Source organism: Leifsonia sp. ZF2019 (assembly GCF_019924635.1).
Lineage (GTDB): Bacteria > Actinomycetota > Actinomycetes > Actinomycetales > Microbacteriaceae > Leifsonia.
The window spans coordinates 3,717,888-3,739,306 of record NZ_CP065037.1; the positions used below are offsets into that span (position 1 = coordinate 3,717,888).

The 21,419-nt window shown below is 72.6% G+C and carries 22 protein-coding genes; 11 read left to right on the forward strand and 11 right to left on the reverse strand.

Annotation, left to right across the window (positions count from 1 at the left end; all coding sequences use genetic code 11):
• Positions 1 to 30 precede the first annotated feature (30 nt).
• Together IT072_RS18195 and IT072_RS18200 are read right to left on the reverse strand one after the other, a co-directional pair.
• A complete protein-coding gene (locus IT072_RS18195) occupies positions 31 to 426 on the reverse strand; it encodes a hypothetical protein (protein ID WP_223358242.1) in 396 nt (131 codons plus the stop codon).
• A 65-nt stretch (positions 427 to 491) separates the two neighbouring features.
• Positions 492 to 848 carry a sterol carrier family protein gene (locus tag IT072_RS18200; protein ID WP_223358243.1) on the reverse strand — a complete coding sequence of 119 codons (357 nt, stop codon included), beginning with the start codon at positions 846 to 848 and terminating at the stop codon, positions 492 to 494.
• 98 nt (positions 849 to 946) lie between these two features.
• On the opposite strand from IT072_RS18200, the gene purD reads away from it, so the two are divergent.
• On the forward strand, positions 947 to 2,200 hold the full coding sequence (gene purD / locus IT072_RS18205; RefSeq protein ID WP_223358244.1) for a phosphoribosylamine--glycine ligase: 1,254 nt from the start codon (positions 947 to 949) through the stop codon (positions 2,198 to 2,200).
• 81 nt (positions 2,201 to 2,281) lie between these two features.
• On the opposite strand, the gene IT072_RS18210 is transcribed toward purD, so the two are convergent.
• Positions 2,282 to 3,526 (reverse strand): FAD-binding protein, encoded by a 1,245-nt coding sequence (locus IT072_RS18210; RefSeq protein WP_223358245.1) that lies wholly within the window; start codon positions 3,524 to 3,526, stop codon positions 2,282 to 2,284.
• A gap of 146 nt (positions 3,527 to 3,672) precedes the next feature.
• On the opposite strand from IT072_RS18210, the gene IT072_RS18215 reads away from it, so the two are divergent.
• Positions 3,673 to 4,587, forward strand: a complete 915-nt coding sequence (locus IT072_RS18215) for a phosphoribosylaminoimidazolesuccinocarboxamide synthase (RefSeq protein WP_223358246.1) — start codon at positions 3,673 to 3,675, stop codon at positions 4,585 to 4,587.
• A 99-nt stretch (positions 4,588 to 4,686) separates the two neighbouring features.
• Here IT072_RS18215 and IT072_RS18220 read toward each other — a convergent pair whose 3' ends face one another.
• The 3 genes from IT072_RS18220 to IT072_RS18230 all read right to left on the reverse strand — a co-directional run bounded on the left by IT072_RS18220 (position 4,687) and on the right by IT072_RS18230 (position 7,703).
• The gene (locus IT072_RS18220) at positions 4,687 to 6,390 is read right to left on the reverse strand and encodes a DHA2 family efflux MFS transporter permease subunit (protein WP_223358247.1); all 1,704 of its coding nucleotides are present in this window, start codon (positions 6,388 to 6,390) and stop codon (positions 4,687 to 4,689) included.
• Between the two features lie 11 nt (positions 6,391 to 6,401).
• Positions 6,402 to 6,983 carry a PadR family transcriptional regulator gene (locus IT072_RS18225; RefSeq protein ID WP_223358248.1) on the reverse strand — a complete coding sequence of 194 codons (582 nt, stop codon included), beginning with the start codon at positions 6,981 to 6,983 and terminating at the stop codon, positions 6,402 to 6,404.
• Between the two features lie 99 nt (positions 6,984 to 7,082).
• Entirely contained in the window at positions 7,083 to 7,703 is a 621-nt protein-coding gene (locus tag IT072_RS18230; RefSeq protein ID WP_223358249.1) for a uracil-DNA glycosylase, read from the reverse strand.
• Between the two features lie 56 nt (positions 7,704 to 7,759).
• Between IT072_RS18230 and IT072_RS18235 the strand changes: the two genes are divergently transcribed.
• Positions 7,760 to 8,305, forward strand: coding sequence for an NUDIX hydrolase (locus IT072_RS18235; protein ID WP_223358250.1), 546 nt, complete (start codon positions 7,760 to 7,762; stop codon positions 8,303 to 8,305).
• Between the two features lie 10 nt (positions 8,306 to 8,315).
• On the opposite strand, the gene IT072_RS18240 is transcribed toward IT072_RS18235, so the two are convergent.
• The 5 genes from IT072_RS18240 to IT072_RS18260 form a co-directional block, all read right to left on the reverse strand.
• Entirely contained in the window at positions 8,316 to 8,981 is a 666-nt protein-coding gene (locus IT072_RS18240) for a TIGR00645 family protein (RefSeq protein WP_223358251.1), read from the reverse strand.
• Positions 8,982 to 9,037: 56 nt separating this feature from the next.
• Positions 9,038 to 10,213, reverse strand: a complete 1,176-nt coding sequence (locus tag IT072_RS18245; RefSeq protein ID WP_223358252.1) for an alcohol dehydrogenase catalytic domain-containing protein — start codon at positions 10,211 to 10,213, stop codon at positions 9,038 to 9,040.
• Complete coding sequence (locus tag IT072_RS18250; RefSeq protein WP_223358253.1) at positions 10,210 to 11,037, reverse strand: phosphonatase-like hydrolase; 828 nt, start codon at positions 11,035 to 11,037, stop codon at positions 10,210 to 10,212. Before IT072_RS18250 ends, IT072_RS18245 begins: the two co-directional genes overlap by 4 nt.
• A gap of 33 nt (positions 11,038 to 11,070) precedes the next feature.
• A complete protein-coding gene (locus IT072_RS18255) occupies positions 11,071 to 12,225 on the reverse strand; it encodes a TIGR03364 family FAD-dependent oxidoreductase (RefSeq protein ID WP_223358254.1) in 1,155 nt (384 codons plus the stop codon).
• A gap of 131 nt (positions 12,226 to 12,356) precedes the next feature.
• The gene (locus IT072_RS18260; protein WP_223358255.1) at positions 12,357 to 14,585 is read right to left on the reverse strand and encodes a sigma-70 family RNA polymerase sigma factor; all 2,229 of its coding nucleotides are present in this window, start codon (positions 14,583 to 14,585) and stop codon (positions 12,357 to 12,359) included.
• Positions 14,586 to 14,810: 225 nt separating this feature from the next.
• Between IT072_RS18260 and IT072_RS18265 the strand changes: the two genes are divergently transcribed.
• The 8 genes from IT072_RS18265 (at position 14,811) to purQ (ending at position 21,350) form a co-directional block, all read left to right on the forward strand.
• Positions 14,811 to 15,230 (forward strand): helix-turn-helix domain-containing protein, encoded by a 420-nt coding sequence (locus IT072_RS18265; RefSeq protein WP_223358256.1) that lies wholly within the window; start codon positions 14,811 to 14,813, stop codon positions 15,228 to 15,230.
• Positions 15,223 to 16,128, forward strand: coding sequence for an alpha/beta fold hydrolase (locus IT072_RS18270; protein WP_223358257.1), 906 nt, complete (start codon positions 15,223 to 15,225; stop codon positions 16,126 to 16,128). Before IT072_RS18265 ends, IT072_RS18270 begins: the two co-directional genes overlap by 8 nt.
• A 70-nt stretch (positions 16,129 to 16,198) precedes the next feature.
• The gene (gene kynA / locus IT072_RS18275) at positions 16,199 to 17,059 is read left to right on the forward strand and encodes a tryptophan 2,3-dioxygenase (RefSeq protein WP_223358258.1); all 861 of its coding nucleotides are present in this window, start codon (positions 16,199 to 16,201) and stop codon (positions 17,057 to 17,059) included.
• On the forward strand, positions 17,056 to 18,234 hold the full coding sequence (locus tag IT072_RS18280) for an amidohydrolase family protein (protein WP_223358259.1): 1,179 nt from the start codon (positions 17,056 to 17,058) through the stop codon (positions 18,232 to 18,234). The genes kynA and IT072_RS18280 overlap by 4 nt, the downstream gene beginning before the upstream one ends.
• A complete protein-coding gene (locus IT072_RS18285; RefSeq protein ID WP_223358260.1) occupies positions 18,231 to 19,496 on the forward strand; it encodes a kynureninase in 1,266 nt (421 codons plus the stop codon). The genes IT072_RS18280 and IT072_RS18285 overlap by 4 nt, the downstream gene beginning before the upstream one ends.
• A complete protein-coding gene (locus tag IT072_RS18290) occupies positions 19,489 to 20,346 on the forward strand; it encodes a PaaX family transcriptional regulator (RefSeq protein ID WP_223358261.1) in 858 nt (285 codons plus the stop codon). Before IT072_RS18285 ends, IT072_RS18290 begins: the two co-directional genes overlap by 8 nt.
• A gap of 45 nt (positions 20,347 to 20,391) precedes the next feature.
• Complete coding sequence (gene purS / locus IT072_RS18295; RefSeq protein WP_223358262.1) at positions 20,392 to 20,652, forward strand: phosphoribosylformylglycinamidine synthase subunit PurS; 261 nt, start codon at positions 20,392 to 20,394, stop codon at positions 20,650 to 20,652.
• Entirely contained in the window at positions 20,652 to 21,350 is a 699-nt protein-coding gene (gene purQ / locus IT072_RS18300) for a phosphoribosylformylglycinamidine synthase subunit PurQ (protein WP_223358263.1), read from the forward strand. The genes purS and purQ overlap by 1 nt, the downstream gene beginning before the upstream one ends.
• The last annotated feature ends 69 nt before the right edge of the window (positions 21,351 to 21,419 follow it).

Below are 21,419 nucleotides of genomic sequence, written 5' to 3' on the forward strand. Positions count from 1 at the left end.
CGGACCCCTTTCTCGAGGTGTGTCGTGTGTTCAGCTCTCGGGGTGGGAGGCGGGGCGTTCACCGTCGGGCTCGACACCGGTGCGCGGGGTCTCGCCGGGCTCGGCGTCCTCGGGCTCCTCCACGGGGATGTGCACGTCGATTCTATCCGCCTGGACGCTGCGCGCGCGCCGGGAGGTGGAGCGGTCGACGATCAGCGCGACGACGCTGCCGACCGCGACGCCGACGGCCACGCCGATCGCCAGCAGGAAGCCGAAGACGCTCCCGCGGTCGTAGGTCGGGTTCTCGGGGAACGAGAATGTGAGGACGAGGGCGACGATCGCGAAGAGCACGGCGCCGGTGAGCATGAAGCGGAAGTACCGCGGCGAACGGTGCACCCGCACCTCCGCCTCGGTGACGGACGCCTGCTCCTCCGGATCAACGCTCATCCCCCCATTCTCCCCTACCCCGCCTGGGCGAACGCGCGTCGTCGGCGCAGGGATGCGGGACGCGGTCAGTACCGGAGCGGGAGCAGGCCCTCGAGGGAGGCGCGCTGGCCGGAGGCGTGCACGGCTCCGGAGGCGAGGCCATCGTCCCAGCTCAGCGCACCGGAGGCGAGGGCGAGCCACGTGCGCGGGTCGGTCTCGATCACGTTGGGCGGGGTGCCGCGCGTATGCCGCGGGCCCGGGATGCACTGGGTCGCGCCGAAGGGCGGGACGCGCACCTCGACGGTGTTGCCCGGGGCGCGCTCGGCCAGCAGCTGGAGAAGGTAGCGCACGGCGGTCGCGGTGGTGTTGCGGTCGGCGCCCTCGGTGAGCGCGGCGCGCACGGCGGGACCGCCCTCGGAGTCGGGGATCTTCGCTCGGGCCATGACCCCATCCTCCCACCGTGCACATCCGGGAGCCGGCGGAAGCGACTCCGGAGCACGGCCGGGCCGTAACGCCCCTCCCGGCCCTCTAGCATGGTCGCGTGAAGATTCTCGTCCTCGGTTCCGGTGCCCGCGAGCACGCCATCATCACCGCGCTCCTCGCGGAGGAGGCGGGCCACCACATCGTCGCCGCCCCCGGCAACGCCGGCATCGCCGCGGATGTGCCGGTCGAGACCGGCCTCGACATGCTCGACGGCGCGGCGGTGGCGGAGTACGCGATCGAGAACGGCATCGAGCTCGTGGTGATCGGTCCCGAGGCCCCGCTGGTCGCCGGGGTGGCCGACCCGCTGCGCACCCGCGGCATCCCGGTCTTCGGTCCGGGCAAGGCGGCGGCGCAGCTGGAGGGGTCGAAGACCTTCGCGAAGCGCGTCATGGAGGCCGCCGGGGTGCCGACCGGCCGCGCCGTGCGCGCGGCCACCCTCGCCGACGTCGAATCCGCGCTCGACGATCTCGGTGCCCCGTACGTCATCAAGGCCGACGGGCTGGCCGCTGGCAAGGGCGTGCTCGTCACCGAGGACCGCGCCGCCGCGCTCGCGCACGCCGAGCACTACCTGACGCAGGGCGGGGTCCTGATCGAGGAGTTCCTCGACGGCCAGGAGGTCTCGCTCTTCCTCGTCAGCGACGGCCACACCGTGCTCCCGCTCAGCCCGGCCCAGGACTACAAGCGCCTCCTCGACGGCGACGCCGGACCCAACACCGGGGGGATGGGCGCCTACTCGCCGCTCCCTTGGCTCCCGGAGACCTTCGTCGACGAGGTCATCGACACCGTCGCGCTGCCGACCGTGCGCCGGCTGGCCGTCGAGCAGACGCCGTTCATCGGGCTCCTTTACTGCGGACTGATCGTGACGGAGCGCGGCATCCGCGTGATCGAGTTCAACGCGCGCTTCGGCGACCCGGAGACGCAGGTCGTCCTCCCTCGGCTGGTCACGCCGCTGTCGTCGCTGCTGTTCGCGGCGGCGACCGGAGCGCTGGCCGGGATGCCGCGGCCGGAGTTCGCGCTCGACACGGCGGTCACCGTGGTGGTCGCGAGCGAGGGGTACCCGGAGGCGCCGCTGACCGGCCGCCCTATCACCGGACTGGAGGCGGCAGCCGAGGTCCCCGAGGTGACGATCGCCCACGCGGCGACCGCACGCGACGCGTCGGGTGCGCTGATCGCGACCGGCGGCCGGGTGCTCTCGGTGGTCGCCCGCGGCACGACCTTCGCCGAGGCGCGCGAACGCGCCTACGCCGCCGTCGACCGCATCCACCTCCCCGGTTCCCAGCACCGCACGGACATCGCCGCCCGCGTCTCCTGACCCGCGGCCTCGAGGCCACCGAGGCGGCCGATAGTCAGGCGTCTGGGCGGATTCGACCCCATTTCGGGCCGCTTCGGCGGCTCAGCCGAGGAGGCGGGTGAGGAACGGGTTGCGGAAGCGGCCCGCGGGGTCGAAGCGCTCGGCGAGGGCGCGGAAGTCGTCGAGGCGCGGGTACAGGTGCGGGACGAGGCCGGCCGGGTCGAGGTAGAGCTTGCCCCAGTGCGGGCGCGCGCCGAGCGGGAGGAGGGCGTCCTCGAGCGCGGGGAGCACCGCCTCCACCCCCTCCTGGTCGCGCAGCCAGGTGAAGTGGAGACCGACCACGTCGGTGCCGTAAGCGCTCGACAGCCAGAGGTCGTCGGCCGCCGCGGTGCGGATCTCGCTGATCTGCAGCACCGGAGCGATCAGCGCGCCGAGGGAGCGCACGGCGCCGATCGCGGCGACGGCGTTCGCGCGCGGCACGAGGTACTCCGACTGGATCTCCGCGCCGTTCGACGGCGTGAACTCGAACCGGAAGTGTGCGAGCCGCTCGCTCCACGGGCCCGCGACTCCGAGCTGCTCGGTGGTGTTGCGCACGTCCATGGTCGCGATCATGTGCCGGGCCTCGGTGAGGGCGGGTGCGCCGAAGAAGTCGTCGCCGACGGCGGAGGGAGCGTCGGCGAGCTCCTTGATCCAGCCCAGGCTCACCGTGGGCTCGTCCCACGTGGTGAAGAGGGAGACGCTGTAGGCCGCCGACGTCACCTCGTCGAACCGGTCGAGGACCGCCTCCCACGGCACCCCGCCGAACAGTCTCTGCCGCACGGTGTAAGTCGGCCGGATGTCGAGGGTCACCTCCAGCACGACGCCGAGCGCCCCGAGCGAGACCACGGCGCCGTCGAAGCCCTCGTCCCCGCGGCGCAGGTCGACGACGTCCCCGTCGGCGGTGAGGATGCTCAGCCCGGCGACCGCCGTCGCGAGCGTGCCGTTGCGGTCGCCCGACCCGTGGGTGGAGGTCGCGATCGCGCCCGCGACGGAGATGTGAGGGAGCGACGCGAGGTTGTGCAGTGCCCAGCCGGCGGCCTCCAGCTCCCGCGCGAGGTCGCCGTAGCGCACCCCGCCGCCGACGGTGGCCGTGCGCGCCTCCGCGTCGATCCGGATCATCGCCGGGAGCGCCGCAGTGCTCACGAGGAGGTCACCGGTGTCGGCGAGATCGTTGAACGAGTGCCGGCTCCCCAGCGCCCGCACGGTGCGGGCGCTGGCGATCAGCTCCCGCAGCTCCGCCACGGTCGCCGGAGCGGCGATGCGGCTCGCCCCGTACTCGTAGTTGCCGGCCCAGTTCCATTCGCCCACGTGGTCCTCCTTCGCACCGTGGCACGCGCGGTCCCGCGCCGCCTCCGACCGGTTCAGTCTAGGGATGTGAACGTGCGCATCGCGACGGCGACGCTGCTCGGCCGGCGGAGGCGCGTGCACCCGACGAACGCCCCTACGATGGACGGGTGAGCGAACTGGCGGGATGGGTCCACAGCTATTCGGGCAAGGTGCGTGACCTCTATGTGCCGGACGGCGCCTCCGGGCTCGACGACGCGGATGCGATGCTCGTCGTCGCCAGCGATCGGGTGAGCGCGTTCGACCACGTCCTGTCCCCGGGCATCCCGGGCAAGGGCGAGTTGCTGACCGCGCTCAGCCTGTGGTGGTTCGACCAGCTGAGCGACGTTCCGAACCACCTGGTGCCCGATCACGAGCTGCGCCGGGAGGGGGCGGATGACCGGGTCGTCGAGCGCATCCCCGCCGAGGTCTCCGGCCGCGCCATGCTGGTGAAGCCGCTCGACATGTTCCCCGTCGAGTGCGTCGTGCGCGGGTACCTGACGGGCAGCGGGTGGGCCGAGTACCAGGCCAGCCGGAGCGTGTGCGGCATCCCGCTGCCCGAGGGCCTGAGCAACGGCGACCGGCTTCCGGAACCGCTCTACACTCCCGCGTGGAAGGCACCGCTCGGAGAGCACGACGAGAACATCAGCTTCGAGCGCACCGTCGAGCTCGTCGGCCCCGAGGTCGCCGAGGAGCTGCGCCGGCTCTCCCTCGAGGTCTACGCGCGCGCCTCCGCCATCGCCGAGCAGCGCGGCGTCATCATCGCGGACACCAAGTTCGAGTTCGGCGCCGACCGCACCACCGGCGAGATCACCCTCGCGGACGAGGTGCTGACGAGCGACTCGAGCCGGTACTGGGACGCGCGGGTCTACGCGACGGCGGCGACCGCCGAGGAGCGCATGGCGAGCTTCGACAAGCAGATCGTCCGCGACTGGCTCGCGGCGCACTGGGACAAGTCCGGCACCCCTCCCGAGCTGCCCGCCGAGATCGTCGAGCGCACGACCGCGCGCTACCGCGAGCTGCTGGAGCGGCTGACCGGCGCCTGAGCGCGCCCGGCTCCTTCCCCTCTTCCGACTTCCGAGCACGACGAAGCCCTCCCGCCGAACGGCAGGAGGGCTTCGTGACGTCGGGCGCCGGTCGGCCGGTCAGTCCGCGACCGGGGCGGAGTGGAGGCCGTGCGGCGGCTCCTCCCCCTCGGCCAGGTCGGTCGCGGGAGGCACGTCGGCGGCGTGCGATCCATGCGCCACCGCGTCGACGGGGACCGGCGCGGCATGCGAACCGTGCCCGCCGACCTCGGCGGGAGCGCCCGCTGGAGCACCCGCCGCGGCTCCCGCTGCAGCCCCGGGACCGGCCGCGGCGGCAGCTCCAGGCCCCCACGCGGGCGGCTTCGGCTTGGCCCACCAGATCACGATCAGCGCGCCGAGGAGGGCGACCGCCGACGGCAGCAGCAGGGCCTCCGCCATCGCCTGCGTGAATCCGGCGTGGAGGAACTGCGGCAGTTCGGTGCCGGCGCTCGCTTCGCTGACGTTCGCACCTCCGGGGACCTTCGGCAGATCGACCGCCAGACGGCTCTCGATCAGTGCGGCGATGGAGGCGCTGCCCAGCACGGCGCCGATCTGGCGGGTGGTGTTGAAGACGCCGGATCCCGCGCCCGCCTGGTTCAGCGGGAGGTTGCGCGTGGCCGTCGCCGAGATCGGTCCCCAGACCCCCGACATCGCGATGCCCATGAGGGCGCTCGGGATGAGCAGCCACCAGATCGTGACGTCCGGCGAGAGCATCCGCGAGTAGAGGAACAGGGCGATCGAGAAGAGCAGCAGGCCAGGGGCCGCGATGAACTTCGGGTTGATCTTGTCGATCAGGCGGCCCATGAGTGGCGCCAGCACGCCGGAGAAGACGGCAGTCGGCGCGAGCATCAGAGCCGACTCGGTCGGAGTGAGGCCACGGACGGTCTGGAAGTAGAACACCAGGGGCAGCGCCATGCAGGTGACGGCGAACCCGACGGTCGTGATCGCGCCGTTCGACAGCGAGAAGTTGCGGTCGCGGAACAGCGGGAGCGGCAGCAGCGGCTCCTTCTTGTTCATCGCCTGCCAGATCACGAACGCGATCAGGACGACGATGCCCGCGATGATCAGCCCCCACACGCTGATGGGACCCCAGATGACACCCCAGTCGTAGGTGCCGCCCTCCTGGATGCCGAAGACGAGGAGGAACATGCCGATAGCCGAGAGGATCACACCGAGGATGTCGAAGCTGTGCGAGTGCGTCGGAAGGGCGGGCACCAGGCGCATCGCGAGGATGAACGCGACGACGCCGACGGGGACGTTGATGAAGAAGATCCACTCCCAGCCGAGGGTATCGACCAGGATGCCTCCGAGCAGCGGGCCGATGAGCGTGGCGACGCCGGCGACGGCTCCCCAGAGGCCCATGGCCGCGCCTCGGCGGTCCGGCGGGAAGATCCGGGTGATGACGGCCATCGTCTGCGGTGTCATCAGCGCCGCACCGAGGCCCTGGACGACACGGGCCGTGATCAGCATCCCGATGCCGCCTCCGGGCATGTCCCCCGCGAAGCCGCACCAGGCGGAGGCCAGTGTGAAGATCACGAGGCCGATGAGGTAGATGTTCTTCGGTCCGAAGCGGTCGCCGAGGCGGCCGGTGATCAGGAGGGGGACCGCGTACGCGAGGAGGTACGCACTGGTCACCCAGATGACCGCGTTGTAGTCGGTGCCGAGGTCGAGCCCCTTCATGATCGAAGGGTTCGCGACCGACACGATGGTGGTGTCGATGAGGATCATGAAGAACCCGACGACCAGTGCCCAGAGGGCCGGCCAGGGCTTGAGTTCGCGTTCCATGGGTCTCTTTCTCACTGCTTCTTCTCGTCGTCCCAGGAGATCTCTCCCGAGACGAGGTCGTCGATGAGGGCCTCGAGCGTGGCCGCGTCGGCCTCCGCCATCGCGCGCTGGTAGCGCACGTCCATCCAGTACCGGGCAGGCAGGCCCTTGGCCGTGACGGAGCGTTTCGCATCGTCGAGCGTCTCGATGTCTGCCCTGATCAGGGAGACGCGCTGCCGCAGCAGCGCGATGACGGACTCGACGGGGAGGTTGTGCGACTCCCCCAGCCCGACGGGGAACTCGGGATACTCGTTGACGGGCGTGCCGACGATGTCGGCGATCCGTTCCGTGAGAGCCCGCGTCCCCTGCTCCGTGATCTCGTAGGTGGTGCGCTCGGGCCGGTTGCCCTCGCGCTCGGTGCCGGTCGCCCGCACATACCCCTGCCGGGCCAGGCGGTCGACCGTGTGGTAGAGCGACCCCGGGCGCACCTTGACGAGCCGGTCCTCCGACCGCAGCACGAGGGTCTGATACATCTCGTACGGATGCGTGGGACCTTCGGCGAGCAGCGCGAGCGCCGCCACGGCGAGCGGGGTGAGGGAGGGACTGGGTGTCATGGGGAGCGTTCCGAGATCAATTATTCCGTCTTGATTATTCCGTGTGGAATAGTATGCGGCGAACCAATCGCGTGTCAACCCCGGCGTTGCCGGCCGCTCTCAGCCGTGCATGCTCCCGGTGAGCCTCAGCAGCTGCTCGGTGAACTGCCGCGCTCCCCCCTGTGCGGGATGCCGGACGGCCGGTGCCTCGACCCCCGCCGCGGCGAGCGCCCCCTGCGCCTTGCGGCCCACGGCGACCACGACCTCCACGCCGAGCGCGCGGATCAGCTCGAGCGCCACCGGAGCGCCTGCCCGCACCTCGGCGGGGCGCGGTGTGCGGTTCGTGCGCGGGTCGCCCGCGACGAAAGGATGGTGCGGGTACACCGGCCAGGAGAGCGGCAGCGGCCCCGTCCAGGCGCGGAAGGCCGCCCAGACGTCACGGCTCGACGCCTCCCACGGCGCCTGCGGTTCGGAGGGCAGCTCGAGGGCGGCGATCTCGGGAGTGACCGCAGCCTCCACCTCCCGGACCGATGTGAACGGCACCCCGGTGACCGTCATGCCCCGCCAGCCCGGCGCCTCGCCCAAAAGGAGCACGGGCGCGTGCGGCATGGCCAGGTAGCGGCGCAGGTTGCGCTCCCGGCGCGCACCCTCGGGGTCGTCGCCGTAGAGCGCCTCCGCGTCGTCCGGCACCGGCACGGCACGGAGCAGACGGAAGAAGCCGGCGAGAGGGTCGACGCTCATGCCTCCACGATGCACCCGATTCGGCGAGCGGCGAAGGCCGGCGCGAGGATGAGGGGATGGACGAGCAGAAATGGACCAGGGTGTCGGCGCGGACCGTGTACGAGGGACGGATGACCATTCGCGAGCACTCCGTCCAGCTGCCCGACAGCACGCCGGGACGCTACGAGGTGGACGAGAGCGTTCCCTACGGGGCCGCGGTCCTGATCCGGGACGGCGGCGACATCCTGCTCAGCCGCCAGTACCGGTTCCCGGTCGACGGGTGGATCCACGACTTGCCGGGTGGCGCGGGGGAGGACGGTGAGCAGCCCGCCGAGGCCGCGCGCCGCGAGGCCGTCGAGGAGCTCGGGATAGTGGTGGGCGACCTGACGCCTCTGCAGACGTTCTACCCGAACCCGGGCCGGTCCGCCTGGCCGGTCCACCTCTTCTTCGCCGAAGCAGCGGGGACACTCGCGCCGAAGGCGGACGACCCGTTCGAGCAGGTGCGGTGCCTGCGCATCCCGATCGCCGACCTCGCCTCCCTGGTCGACCGCGGGGAGATCGTGGACCCGTCGCTGCTCATCGCGTGGCACACGGCGACGACCAGGGGGCTGCTGGCCCCCTGAGCCGGTGCGGTCAGTGCCCCTTGTCGCCCGCCTTGCGCGACATCCGGTCGATCGCCGCGAGCGCGACGGCCGAGAGGATGAAGACGCAGTGGATGACGACCTGCCAGAGCACGCCCTGCGGCGTGTAGACGGCGCCGGTCACGTTCGTCGCGCCCGGGGCGCCGAGGTCGCCCACCTCGATGAAGGTCTTGAGGAGGTGGATGGACGAGATGCCGATGATCGCCATCGCCAGCTTGACCTTGAGCACGTTGGCGTTCACGTGGGAGAGCCACTCGGGCTGGTCGGGGTGGCCGTCGGTGTTGACGCGGGAGACGAACGTCTCGTAGCCGCCGATGATGACCATGATGAGCAGGTTGGCGATCATCACGACGTCGATCAGGCCGAGGACGGCGAGCATGACCTCCGCCTCTTTGATCTCGCCGTGGATGACCACCTTCTCGCCCAGATGCCACAGCTCGACGATGAACACCCAGACGTAGATCGCCTGGGCGACGATCAGGCCGAGGTAGAGCGGAGCCTGCAGCCAGCGGCTGAAGAAGATCAGCGAGCCGATGGCGCGGCTGGCTGGGCCCGGCTGCCGATGCTGCCGAGGCGCTGCGGGAGCCGGCGGCTCGGGCGGCGCGGCCTGGTCATCGGTGCTGCGGGGACGGGTGGTCGGGTCGGTCGTCTCGATCACGGGATTCCTCACGGGTTCGGGAGCTCGATCCTAGAGAACCGAACATGTGAGAACGCTCAGGAAACGGGCGATGGCCGCACACCCACCCGCGAGTGCCCGGTCGCCTGCAGCGCAGCGTCCACCTCGGCGAGGGGGAAGATCGCCCCGACCTGCTCCGCGAAGGGATAGGCGCGGCCGCCCCCGGCGAGGAAGCGGACCGCCTGCTCGAGGTGCCGCGGGGCGTAGTTGTGCACACCTCGGATCGTGAGCAGGCGCCGGGCCAGCTGCTCCGGCGAGACCGTCAGGTCGGGGCCGGGGAAGACGGAGCCGACCAGGACGAGCACCCCGCCCACGTCGACGGCGGCCAGGAGCGAGCGGAGGGCCGCGGCCGTGCCGGAGAGCTCCAGCGCGATGGTGGGTGCGGCGGCGCGACCGCCCGCCCTGCCGAGCGCTGTCGCGAGACCGGCGGGGGAGTCCGCTACGGCGCGCGGATCGGCGACGGCCGCGGCGCCGAACGCGAGGGCGGCCTCCCGACGGGCGGGCACGGGATCGCTGACGACGACGCGCGCCCCCGCCTCCGTCGCCATCGCGGTGGCGGTGAGTCCGAGCATCCCCGCGCCCGCGATCAGCACCAGGGCTCCGTCCAGGGGGACGATCTCGGACGCCGCCTCGAGTGCGGCGGCGACGGTGGCGGTGGAGCAGGAGGCGGGGGCGAGCACTGCTGCGGGCAGGTCGTCCGGAGCGGCCACGATGGGCGTGCCGTCGAGGATGTGGGTGTGCGTCGCGAACCCGCCCGAGAGCTCCCAGCCGCGGCGCATGCGCTCATGGCCGTATTTCTGGACGGTGAGGCACTTCTGCGGGAGGCCGCGGCGGCACCGCACGCAGCGCCCGCACGGCACGGCGACCGACCAGACGACGCGCTCGCCCAGGGCGACCCGGTGGCCGTCGGTCGTCTTGGCGCCGCCCCGGCCGAGCGCGACGACACGGCCGACCTGTTCGTGGCCGAGCACCAGCGGCGTCGGCGCCGAGCGGTGTCCGAGCACCGTGTGAACATCGGAGCCGCAGACGGTCGCGAGCTCGATCTCCACCAGCACGTCCCCGGGAGCCAGGCGCACGCCGGGCACGGCGACGGCCTCGTGCCGGTGCCCCTCCCCGGGCCACACCATCGCCGTCGCCGACGGATACACGCTGACCCCCATCCCCAGGCTCGCCGGCGGCGCGACGACGCGCGGTGTCACCGCCTTGATCGTCACCGGCCGGCCGGTCCCTCGGCAGGCGCGAGCACAGCGTCCCCCGCGAAGCGGCCCTCGTCGGCCGGGTCGTCCTCGTCGTCGAAGCCGAGCAGCTCGGCGAGGTCGGCCACGCTGTGCACGACGGCGTCCGCTCCCGCGTCGAGCAGGTCGCGCTCGTCGTGGGAGCCTGAGAGCACACCCACCACGAGACCGGCGCCCGCCGCGATGCCGGAGGCGATGTCGCTCGCGGTGTCTCCGACGACGACCATCCCGTCGACGGAGGTCGCGCCGGTGCGCAGCAGTGCGGTGAGGGGGAGGTCGGGGTACGGGCGGCCGCGACCCGCCTCGTCCGCGGTCAGCGTCACGTCGGCGAGGTCGTCCCAGCCGAGGGCGTCGAGGACGACGTCGAGCGTCGCCCGTGAGAGCCCGGTCGTGAGCGCCACGGCGACGCCGGCATCGCGGAGCAGCCGCACCAGCTCCTCGGCGCCCGGAACCGCGCGGACGCCCTCCGCGGCGACGAGCTCGGCATACGCCGATTCGAAGACGGCGGTGGCGTGCTGCGCCTGGTCGTCGTCACCGGTCAGGGCGCGGAACACGGCGGCCTTCTCCTGGCCCATGGTGCGGCGTACGAAGGCGAGGGAGCGCTCGCGGTCGCCCTCCGACCCGGCCAGGCCGGCGGTGTCGACGGCGCGGACGAACGCACGCTCGACGAGACCGTCGTCGACGACGGTCGTGCCGACGAGGTCGAGCACCACGAGCTCGAGGTCGGCGAGCTCGTCGTCCTCCTCGGGCTCGATGATCGCGGTGTCGTCGAACTCGCTGGTGATGCGGCCGTCAGGGGTCATGGGGATGCCTTTCTCCTGTCTCGTGCAGACGTGTCAGTGGGCCCGGCCGGCGGCGGTCGCCAGCACGCCGGGAGCGGAGGCGAACAGCTCGTCGACCACGCGATCGGCCAAGCCCAGCCCGGTGGTCATCCCGATGCCGGTCATCACCGAAACGACGCGGACGTCGGGCTGCGGAGCGGCGACCAGGAACTCGTCGGGAGCGGAGGCGTAGACGCCCTGCCAACGCTCGCGCACCCGGAGCCGGCCGGTGCCGAAGAGAGCCCGCGCACGCTCCAGGAGCAGCTCGAACGCCTCCTCCGATTGGAACGGAGGGATATCCGGGCCGAGCCGGTGGGTGTCGCCGACGAGCAGCGAGCCGTCAGGACGCTGCGTGTACATCTGGTTCACGTCGAGCGCGGCCAGAGCGGGGTGCTCGGCCGCCAGGCGCTCGCGCACGGCCTCCGCGCTCGGCGTGCGTGCGAATCCCGGATACCGGACGAGCGACCAGCCGGTGAGCAGCGGGGCGGCGAGGGGATGGTCGAGCTCCGCCTCCACCAGCATCATGTCGAGCACGCAGCGGACCATACCGTGGGCCTCCGCGACGCCCGGGAACAGCTGCTCGACGTCATGGTTGACGGCGACGACGACCGCGTCGGCGGCAAGCCGGCCGCGCGACGTGTGGACCGTTCCGGTCTGCACCCCGCCCACCGCGGTCTGCCAGTAGAAGTCGACGCCGTGCGCGTCGAGCCAGCGCACGATCGCGGGAGCCGCCTCCCGCGGGTCCACTTGCAGGTCGGCGGGGAGGAACGCGCCGCCCACGGCGACGCCGTCGGCGACGGGGATGCGCTCGCGCACCTCCGCCGGTGTCAGCATGCGCACCTGACGGCCTCCGCGCTGCGCGCGGAACTCCTCCAGCACGCCCAGCTCGTCCGGGGCCTGCGCGACGACGACGGTGCCCGACTCCTGCAGCCAGAACCCGGCCTCGGGGGCGAGCGTGAGCCATAGCTCGCGTGCCAGCTCGGCGTAGGCCCGCGCCTCACCGTCCTGGCCCGTCACGTGGAGGTGCCCGAAGTTGCGCACGGACGCGCCGAAGGGAGCCGCGGCGCGGTCCACGACGGCGACGGTCAGGCCCCGGCGCAACGCCGCGACAGCATGGCCGAGGCCGACGATGCCGCTGCCGACGATGGCGAGATCGTAATGCCTGCCCATAGCACTCCTCCTGTAGCGCACACGCTAGGCGGCGGGGACGACGGCGGCGCGACGGCCGGGTAACCGGGAGGTGAACGACGGGTGGGGTGAAGGAGACGCGGACCCGGTCGCTGGCGGGCCGGCGGATCCGCTCAGGACGGCGCCGACACGGCCGTGTCGGCGAGCACACCGTGCCGCCCGTCCACGACCACGGTCGCGCCGACGCGGTGATCGCCGGGCGCGACGACGAGGAGCACCGCACCATAGCCCGTGGAGTCGAGAGCCAGGGTGTGGCCCGTCTCCGCACCGTCGAGCCACACCTCGACCGTGTCACCGGGCTCGCCGTGCACCACGAGGAGGGCGGCGAACGGAGACCCCATCGCGAACACGTCCGGTGCGGTCGCGATGCACGTCACCGCCGCGGAGGGCGGGGAGACGTTGCCGGCCTCGTCCGTCTGACGGGCGGTGAGCGCGTAGGAGGGGGACGCGAGCATGAGCTCCCCGGTGCTCCAGGATCCCGACCCGTCGGCGGTGACCGTCGTCAGCGCGCGGTCACCGTCCGACACCACGACAGTGGCCCCCGGCTCCGCCGTCCCGGACACGATCGGGGCCGCGCGCCCGGCCAGGGCTCCGGTGCCGGTGTCGACCGCGGCGATCACGGGAGGCAGAGCAGTGCGGTCGACCAGGAGGCCCAGCGTCGTCGGCGCCGAGGTGCCGGCGGAAGTGCGCTGGTCGACGTCGAGAAGCCACGATCCGTCGGCGAGGGAGGACAGATCGACGGCGAGCGACCATTCCCCCGTGCCGGAGACGGTGGTCGAGGCGAGGAGCGGGGAGGCCGGTGTGCTCGCGGTCGCGGCGGCCGAGGAGGTCGCCGACGGTCGGGCCGCAACACCGACGATGGCGCCGGGAGTGCCGGTGCCGGCGAGGTCCACGGCGGTGGCGGAGGTGGCGCGGTCGGACTCCCAGGGCGAGGTGACCACGGGCGCGGCCGGGGGCTGCGGATCGGTCGGGGTGGTCGGGCCCGTCGGGGTGGTCGGGCCCGTCGGGGTGGTCGGGGCGCTGGGCGTCGCCGGCTCCGTCGCGGCCGCATCGGCGGGCACCCCGGGTCGCGACGGCGCGGCGCCGTCGCCCTGCCCCGTGTCGCGGCCGGTGCCCGGAGGGACAGGCGGCGTGGACGGTCCGGGCCGCGGCGAGGCCGGCGGCTCGGCCACCGGAGCGTCGGCGAGGGGGCCGGATGTCGCGGAGCCCCTCGTCCCGTCCTCTCCCAGCGCGCGCGGCGCCGTCGCGACCGGCACGTCGGCGGTCGGACCGTCGCCGCCGGAGGCGAGGAGCTGCGGGCCGAGCACGAGGACCCCGGCGACCGCGGCAGCGGCGAGGAGTCCGCCGCCCGTCCAGGCGGCCACGGTGACCCCGCCCGCGATCGCTCCGCCACCGGCTGCACCACCCGCCGGACCCGCCGACGAGATCGCGGTCGAGACGGACGCCGGAAGCGGAGCCGCCGCCGTGGACCCGGCCGAGGCCAGGACCGCGTTGTGTCCACCCTGGATCCACGCGGCGTAGGCGGCCGCGGCTCCCGTGCCCACCGTCAGAGGCAGGACGATCAGGGCCAGCCGCGATCCGACGTCGCGGGCCTCGCCGAGCACGATCGTGCAGCGGGCGCAGGTGAGCAGATGCGCCTCGAACCGCTTCGTCTCGCGCGCGGCGAGCTTGCCGCGGGAGTAGGCGCCCATGCGATCCGTCACCCAGCGGCACTCCGAGTCCGCGTCGAGGGACTGGAGGTGCACCTGGATCCACGCCTGGCGGAGTCCCTCCCGCGCCCGGTAGGCGAGCGCTGAGACGCCGTTCGGGCTGAGGCCCAGCAGCGGGGCGACCGAGGCCGGGCTCAGCTGCTCGACGTCGCAGTACCAGAGCACCTCCTGCCAGCGATCGGGGAGGGAGCGGAACGCCTGGGCGGTGAGGGAGCGGTCGAGCGCCTTCAGCGTGGTCGACTCCGTCGTCTCGGGATCGGGGACCGCCTCTGCGTCCTCCAGCGGCGACTCCCGTCGATCGCGGCCCCAGGACGCGGCCAGGTTGCGGATCGTCGTGAAGAGATACGGGCGGAACCCCACCTGGGGCCCCTTGCCGCTCTGCACCGCCTGCAGGATCTTCAAGAACGCCTCGGCGACGAGGTCGTCGGGGTCGAGCGTCGAGCTCGCGGAGCGTGCCACGGTCAGACCCGCGCGGGCGTGCCGACGCCACAGCTCCGCGTACGCGAGCTCGTCACCGGCGCGCGACCGCTCGACGAGGTCGCTGTCGGAGAGCTCCTCGGGGTCGGTTCGGCCCCCACGGCGGCGGGAGGGCTTCCGGTGCTGCGGGGTGGGTCGCGTGTCGCGAGGGGTCATCGGAACGCTCATTCGGGAGGGGCAGCGACCGACGGGCGTGCGGCCGGCTGCGTTCGGGTTCGGGGTTCGGGAGTTCGGGAGTTCGGGTTTCGGGGTTTCGGGTACGACCGCTCCGACTGGTCGCGTCCAAAGAGACGCAGCACCGGGCGTTCCATGACGCGACGGCGTCGAAGCCCTGCTCGATATATGCGTTTGTGGCTGTTTGGATACGTATATAGTTGTCGCATGAGGTCATTTCTCAGCGTGAACGAAGCAGCCGACGAGCTCCGCGTACAGCCGCGCACCGTGCGCGACTACATCCGATCGGGGCGCCTCGCCGCCACCCGGATCGGCAAGCAGTACCGCATCCGCGTGGAGGATCTGCGCCTCCTCACCGGGGCGCCCGCCTCCGCCCCGACCACCGTGGCGGGCGACGGTGCAGCCACGACAGCGACGGTGATCCTCGACATCGACGCCCACGACAGCTCGATCGCGGAGCGCCTGACCACGCTCGTGACCGCACAGGGATTCGTGTCAGGGGTCGACGCTCATCTGTCGCGCGCGGCCGGCTCGCGGACACTCCGGGTCATCCTGAGCGGTTCCGCGGGGAGCGTGCTCGAGGCGGCGTCCACCATCCATCGAGCGGTGGAGGCCATCCATGCGTGAGGACGCAACGACCGCCTTCCGCTCCCCCGCGGGCGCACGGACCGTGCAGGACGCGTACGACGAGACCGTGCGAGCACTCCTGCCGGACGTCGAGCACATCCGAATCGGACTGCCGTCGAGCAGCTCGAGACCGGCCATGACCGTCCACGCCCTTGCCGCAGGACCGCTCGACGCACCGCCCGTCGTGCTCCTGCACGGATCCGGCGCGACGGCAGCAGGGTGGGCCGCGGAACTGACGGGGCTGAGCGCCGACCATCGCTTACTCGCCCTCGACCTCCCCGGAGAGCCGGGCGACCCGAGCGGAACACGGCTTCCCCTGAGTCCGGGAGTCCATGCGTCGTGGCTGGGCGCCGTCGTCCGCGAGCTCGGCGTCGAGCGCCCCGTCCTCGTGGGCGAATCCCTCGGCGGCTGGGTGGCCCTCGACGCCGCGTCGGCGGCTCCGCACCTCCCGCGCGCCGTCGTGCTGGTCTCGTCGAGCGGCATCGGGCCCCGCCGCACGGCACCGCTTCTCGTGGCCGGGCTCCTCGCCGTCGCCGGGCGCAGTGGCCGCGCCCGCGCGCTCTCCTATCTGACCGGTCCACATCCCACGTCGGGCACGACCGGGCCCAGCCCGCTCGCTACCCTCGCTCTCACGACGTTCGCCCACTTCTCTCCGCGCACCGATCCCCTGCCGGTCTTCGATGACGCCGCGCTGTCCGCGATCACCGCCCCGGTCTGGGCGCTGTACGGCGCGCGCGACCGAATGCTCGACGCGCCCGCCGCCGCCCGCCGCGCCGACACCGCGCTCGCCGGAGGGCACGTGGAGCTCATCAGCGACGCGGGACACCTGCTGCCCGGGCGGGCATCCCGCGTCGAGCGCGCCGTCCGCGATGCGGAGGCCGGCTCGGAGCGCGGCTGATCACCGGGGTCCTGGGAATCTCCGGCGTCTCGCTGTTGCGTTTTCGTGACGATCGGCGCAGAATTGCAGCATGAGCGTCGACGGGAACACGCGGGATCTCGAGCCGGACATCGTGACGGACTTCCGCGAGCGGATGTCGTACGGCTCCTACCTCGACCTGGCGACCCTTCTGAGCGCGCAGCACCCCGTCAGCCGGCCCGAGCACCATGACGAGCTGCTGTTCATCGTGCAGCACCAGACCACCGAGCTCTGGCTGAAGCTGGTGCTCCACGAGCTCGAATCCGCGCGCGACCTGCTGCGTGCCGACGAGCTGCCGCAGGCGCTCAAGCGGATCGCCCGCGTCAAGCACATCCAGAAGACGCTGACCGAGCAGTGGTCGGTGCTCGCCACCCTGACGCCGACCGAGTACGCGCAGTTCCGCGGGTTCCTCGGCAACTCCTCCGGCTTCCAGTCGTACCAGTACCGCGCGGTGGAGTTCGTGCTGGGGAACAAGAACCGCCGCATGCTCTCGGTGTTCGCCGCCGATCCCGAGGCGCACGCACTGCTCGCGAGCCTTCTCGAAGCGCCGAGCGTGTACGACGAGTTCCTGCACTACCTCGCCCGCGCCGGCCACGACATCCCCGCCGCCGTGCTCGACCGAGACGTCACTCAAGCCCACGTCTACACGCCGGAGCTGGTGCCGGTGTTCCGCGGCATCTACGAGAACGCCGACACCCACTGGTCCGAGTACGAGGCCTGTGAAGAGTTCGTGGACCTCGAGGACAACTTCCAGCTCTGGCGGTTCCGTCACCTCAAGACCGTCCAGCGCACCATCGGGATGAAGGTCGGCACCGGAGGATCGTCCGGCGCCGCTTTCCTGCAGAAGGCGCTCGACCTCACCTTCTTCCCCGAGCTGTACGCCGTCCGCACCGAGATCGGCGCCCCGCGGTGACCCGGCCCGATGCCGTCCGGGTCGACGCCGTCCGGCTCGATGCCGTCCGGGTCGACTCAGTCCGCTTCGACGCCGTCTGGACCGGGGACGGTTTCCGCACCCCCGCCACGTTCGAGGTGCGGGGCGACCTGCTGACCCCGACCGCCCGCACCGACCTCCGGCCGCACCACATCGGCGGCACGCTCTTCCCCCGGCTCACCGACCACCACGTGCACCTCGGCCTGATCGACCCCGCGGCGCTCCTCGCCGGAGGGATCACCCACGCCGACGACCTTGGTTGGACCCCCTCCATCGCCACCGGCTGGCTGGCGGCAGAAGCCCCTGGCCCGACGACCACGATCGCCGGCGCCCTCCTCACCGCCCCCGGCGGCTACCCCGCACGGTCCACCTGGGCTCCCCCCGGCGCCGCGCGCGAAGTGGGCGGGCCTCGCGACGGGAGGGAGGCGGTGCGCGAACAAGTCATGGCAGGAGCCTCCCGCATCAAGGTCGCGCTCAACAGCGCCGCCGGCGAAACTGTGGACGACGCGACGCTGCGCGCGATCGTGGATGAGGCCGTGACGGCCGGGCTGCCCGTCATCGTGCACGCGCAAGGCCCGGGACAGCCCGCTCGCGCGATCACCGCGGGTGCGACGCACCTCGCGCACACGCCCTTCGACGAACGAGTCGACGACGCCGTGCTCGCCGAGATGGCGGATCGCGGCGCCACCTGGATCTCGACGCTCGACATCCACGGCTGGGGGCACCCCACCGCGCAGCACGCGATCGCGATCGACAACCTCCGCCGCTTCCACGCCGCGGGCGGCCGGGTGCTCTACGGCACCGACCTCGGGAACGGCCCGCTCGCCGTCGGCGTGAACGCCCGCGAGATCGCCGATCTGCTCACGGCCGGTCTCACCGCGGTCGAGACGCTGCGCTCCATCGCGGGCGACGGGAGCGCCGCCCACCTCGCGCCGAACGCCTCCATCGGCCCGCGCTTGGCCTGGACTCCCGCGCCACCGCCCGCCGATCCGGCAGATCTCGCCGCCTGGATCGCCACCGCCCGCCCGCGCGCCGTCGCGGACCTCCCCGCCCCCGCCTCCCCCGACACGACCGACACCGACACCGACACGACCGGCACCGACACGACCGACAGCACCACACGCACCACCATCTCCACCGAAGGGCCGCACCGATGACCGACCTCACCGTTCCGACACTCCTCTCCCCCGAACCGTTCACCGCCGCGCGCGCCCTGGACGCCGCGGACGCCCTCGCCGGGTACCGCGACCGCTTCGTCGGCGTGGCGGACGGCTCCGGCGTCTCCGCCTACTTCGACGGCAACTCCCTCGGCCGTCCCACCCTGGCGAGCATCGAGCGGGTGCAGCGATTCCTGGTCGAGGGATGGGGAGGGCGGCTCATCCGCGGCTGGGACGAGGAGTGGATGGAGCTGCCGTTCACGATCGGCGACGCCCTCGCCGACGCCGCACTCGGCGCCGCCGCCGGGCAGACGTTCATCGGCGACTCCACCACGGTCGTCCTCTACAAACTCGCCCGCGCCGCCGTCGACGCCCGGCCGGGCCGCTCGCAGATCGTGCTCGACACCGACAACTTCCCCACCGACCGCTACCTGCTCGATGGGATCGCGCGGGAGCGCGGCCTCGACCTGGTCTGGATCGAGGCGGACACCGAGGCCGGCGTCACTCCGGAGCAGGTAGGCGCCGCGGTCGGCCCGCAGACGGCGCTCGTCGTGCTCAGTCACGTGGCCTACCGCTCCGGCTACCTCGCCGACGTGCCGACCATCACGCGCATCGCCCACGATGCGGGCGCCCTCGTGCTGTGGGACCTCTGCCACTCGGCGGGGTCCGTGCCGGCGCGGCTCGACGAGTGGGGCGTCGACCTCGCCGCGGGCTGCACCTACAAGTACCTCAACGGCGGGCCCGGCTCGCCCGCGTTCGGCTACGTCGCCGCGGGCCTGCAGGGCCGGCTGACCCAGCCGATCCAGGGCTGGATGGGTGCGAGCGACGTCTTCGCGATGGGCCCGGAGTACCGGCCGGCGGACGGCATCCGCCGTTTCATCAGCGGCACGCCGCCGATCGTCGGCATGCTGGCGATGCAGGACACGATCGGGATGATCGCGGACGCCGGGATCGACGCGGTGCGCGCCAAGTCGGTCGCCCTCACCGAGTTCGCGATCGCGCTCGCGGACGAGTGGCTCGCCCCGCTCGGCGCGACGCTCGCGAGTCCGCGCGACGCGGATCGGCGCGGCGGTCACGTGACGCTCAACCACCCGGCGATGCGCCAGGTGACCGCGACTCTGTGGAAGCAGGACGTCATCCCCGACTACCGCGACCCCGACGGCCTCCGCATCGGCCTCTCGCCGCTGAGCACCAGCTTCGAGGAGACGTGCCGCGGAATGGCCGCTGTGCGCAACGTCCTGGGCGAGCTGACGCATGACTGACCGGGAGGAGGCGCCCTCCGTCGCCGTCCGCGAGGATCTCGAGGCGACCAGCGGAAGCGCCACGGCTCTGCTGCGCACGCTCGTCGGCAACACGCTGCGCCCGCTCGGCGGCTGGATGTCCGCCGCCGGGGCGGTGCAGCTGCTCGGCTCGCTGGGCATCCCGCCCGCGACGGCCCGGTCGAGCATCGCGCGGCTCGTCGCGCGCGGAGTGCTCCGCCGCGAGACCGGCCCCGCAGGAGCTCTGGGCTACGCGCTCGACCCCGGCGCCCTCCCGATGCTGGAGCGCGGCGACGCACGCATCTTCGGCGAGCGCCGCGCGGCAACCGCCTGGTGCCTGGTGTCCTACTCCTTCCCGGAACGGCAGCGCGCCCTGCGCCACCAGCTGCGTCGCCGGCTGGCGGCGATCGGCTGCGGGACCGTCGCGGACGGTCTCTGGATCGGCCCGGCGGCCCTCGAGGAGGAGCTCGCCGAGGTGGTCGCCGAGTTCGACGCCGTGCTGTTCGTGGATGCCGGCGTCCGCGGCGATCTCGTCGACGGCCTCGCGCGCTGGTACGACCTCCCGGCGATCCGGCGCGTGCACGAGTCGTTCCTCGATCGCTTCGGCGACGCGGACGCCTCCGCAGCGATCGGAGACGAGGAGGCGTTCGCGCTCTGGGTGCGCGCGCTCGACGAGTGGCGCGTCGTCCCCTACCGAGACCCCGGCCTGCCGCCCGCAGCGCTGCCGCCCGACTGGCCGGGCGACGCGTCGGCCGCCCTCTTCGCCCGGCTGCGCTCGGCGCTCGAGCAGCGGGCCGTCCACTACGCCTCCCGCGTCGCCGGTCCGGACCGCGCCGCCGTCGGCGCACGGTAGAATCGCTGGCGAACCCCCCGACCGCGAGCGAGCAGGAGCGCACCTTTGTCGACGATCGTTGTGGAAGTCATGCCGAAGGCGGAGCTGCTCGACCCGCAGGGGAAGGCCGTGGCCGGCGCCCTCGCGCGCATCGGCAAGGGCCAGTTCTCCGGCGTCCGTGTCGGCAAGCGGTTCGAGCTGACCGTCGAGGGCCCGATCGACGAGGCCACCCGCACCGCGGTCCAGGAGATCGCCGACGAGATCCTCTCCAACTCCGTCATCGAGGACGTCGTGGGCATCCACTACCCCGACGAGGCGGGCGCCTGATGCGCATCGGCGTCATCACCTTCCCCGGTTCGCTCGACGACCGCGACGCCCTGCGCGCCGTGCGGCTCGCCGGGGCCGAGGCCGTCGCCCTGTGGCACGGCGAGCACGACCTCCAGGGCGTCGACGCGCTCGTCCTCCCGGGCGGTTTCAGCTACGGCGACTACCTGCGCTGCGGTGCGATCGCGAGCCTCTCGCCGATCATGACCGAGGTCGTCGATGCCGCCGGCACGGGGATGCCCGTGCTCGGCATCTGCAACGGATTCCAGATGCTCGCCGAGGCGCACCTCGTCTCCGGCGGCCTCATCCGCAACGACCACGGCAACTTCATCCGTCGCGACCAGGCGCTGACCGTCGAGAACACGGACACCCCGTGGACGAACGGCTTCGAGCAGGGCCAGGAGATCGTCATCCCGCTCAAGAACGGCGAGGGCGGGTTCATCGCGTCGGCCGAGGAGTTGAAGCGCCTCGAGGGCGAGGGACTGGTGGCGTTCCGCTACCGGGGTGTCAACCCGAACGGGTCGCTCAATGACATCGCGGGCGTCCGCAACGAGCGCGGCAACGTGGTCGGCCTCATGCCGCACCCCGAGCACGCGGTCGAGCCCGGCTTCGGCCCCGACACCCGGGACGCGATGCGTTCCGGTGTCGACGGCCTCACCTTCTTCACCTCCGTCATCCGCTCGGCTCTCGTCGAGGCGTAGCCGGCGCACCGAGGCGGCCGACTCTGGGCCGTCTCGCACCGAGGCGGCCGACTCTGGGCCGCCTCGCGC

Excerpts from the sequence above, each read along its gene's own strand:
- IT072_RS18220 (WP_223358247.1), bottom strand. The coding sequence starts at position 6,390 with ATGGAACGCGAACTCAAGCCCTGGCCGGCCCTCTGGGCACTGGTCGTC.
- kynA (WP_223358258.1), top strand. The coding sequence starts at position 16,199 with ATGAGCGTCGACGGGAACACGCGGGATCTCGAGCCGGACATCGTGACG.
- IT072_RS18230 (WP_223358249.1), bottom strand. The coding sequence starts at position 7,703 with ATGAGCGTCGACCCTCTCGCCGGCTTCTTCCGTCTGCTCCGTGCCGTG.
- IT072_RS18250 (WP_223358253.1), bottom strand. The coding sequence starts at position 11,037 with ATGACCCCTGACGGCCGCATCACCAGCGAGTTCGACGACACCGCGATC.
- IT072_RS18285 (WP_223358260.1), top strand. The coding sequence starts at position 18,231 with ATGACCGACCTCACCGTTCCGACACTCCTCTCCCCCGAACCGTTCACC.
- purQ (WP_223358263.1), top strand. The coding sequence starts at position 20,652 with ATGCGCATCGGCGTCATCACCTTCCCCGGTTCGCTCGACGACCGCGAC.
- IT072_RS18235 (WP_223358250.1), top strand. The coding sequence starts at position 7,760 with ATGGACGAGCAGAAATGGACCAGGGTGTCGGCGCGGACCGTGTACGAG.
- IT072_RS18290 (WP_223358261.1), top strand. The coding sequence starts at position 19,489 with ATGACTGACCGGGAGGAGGCGCCCTCCGTCGCCGTCCGCGAGGATCTC.
- IT072_RS18225 (WP_223358248.1), bottom strand. The coding sequence starts at position 6,983 with ATGACACCCAGTCCCTCCCTCACCCCGCTCGCCGTGGCGGCGCTCGCG.
- IT072_RS18270 (WP_223358257.1), top strand. The coding sequence starts at position 15,223 with ATGCGTGAGGACGCAACGACCGCCTTCCGCTCCCCCGCGGGCGCACGG.
- IT072_RS18260 (WP_223358255.1), bottom strand. The coding sequence starts at position 14,585 with ATGACCCCTCGCGACACGCGACCCACCCCGCAGCACCGGAAGCCCTCC.
- IT072_RS18200 (WP_223358243.1), bottom strand. The coding sequence starts at position 848 with ATGGCCCGAGCGAAGATCCCCGACTCCGAGGGCGGTCCCGCCGTGCGC.
- IT072_RS18255 (WP_223358254.1), bottom strand. The coding sequence starts at position 12,225 with ATGGGCAGGCATTACGATCTCGCCATCGTCGGCAGCGGCATCGTCGGC.
- IT072_RS18265 (WP_223358256.1), top strand. The coding sequence starts at position 14,811 with ATGAGGTCATTTCTCAGCGTGAACGAAGCAGCCGACGAGCTCCGCGTA.
- IT072_RS18195 (WP_223358242.1), bottom strand. The coding sequence starts at position 426 with ATGAGCGTTGATCCGGAGGAGCAGGCGTCCGTCACCGAGGCGGAGGTG.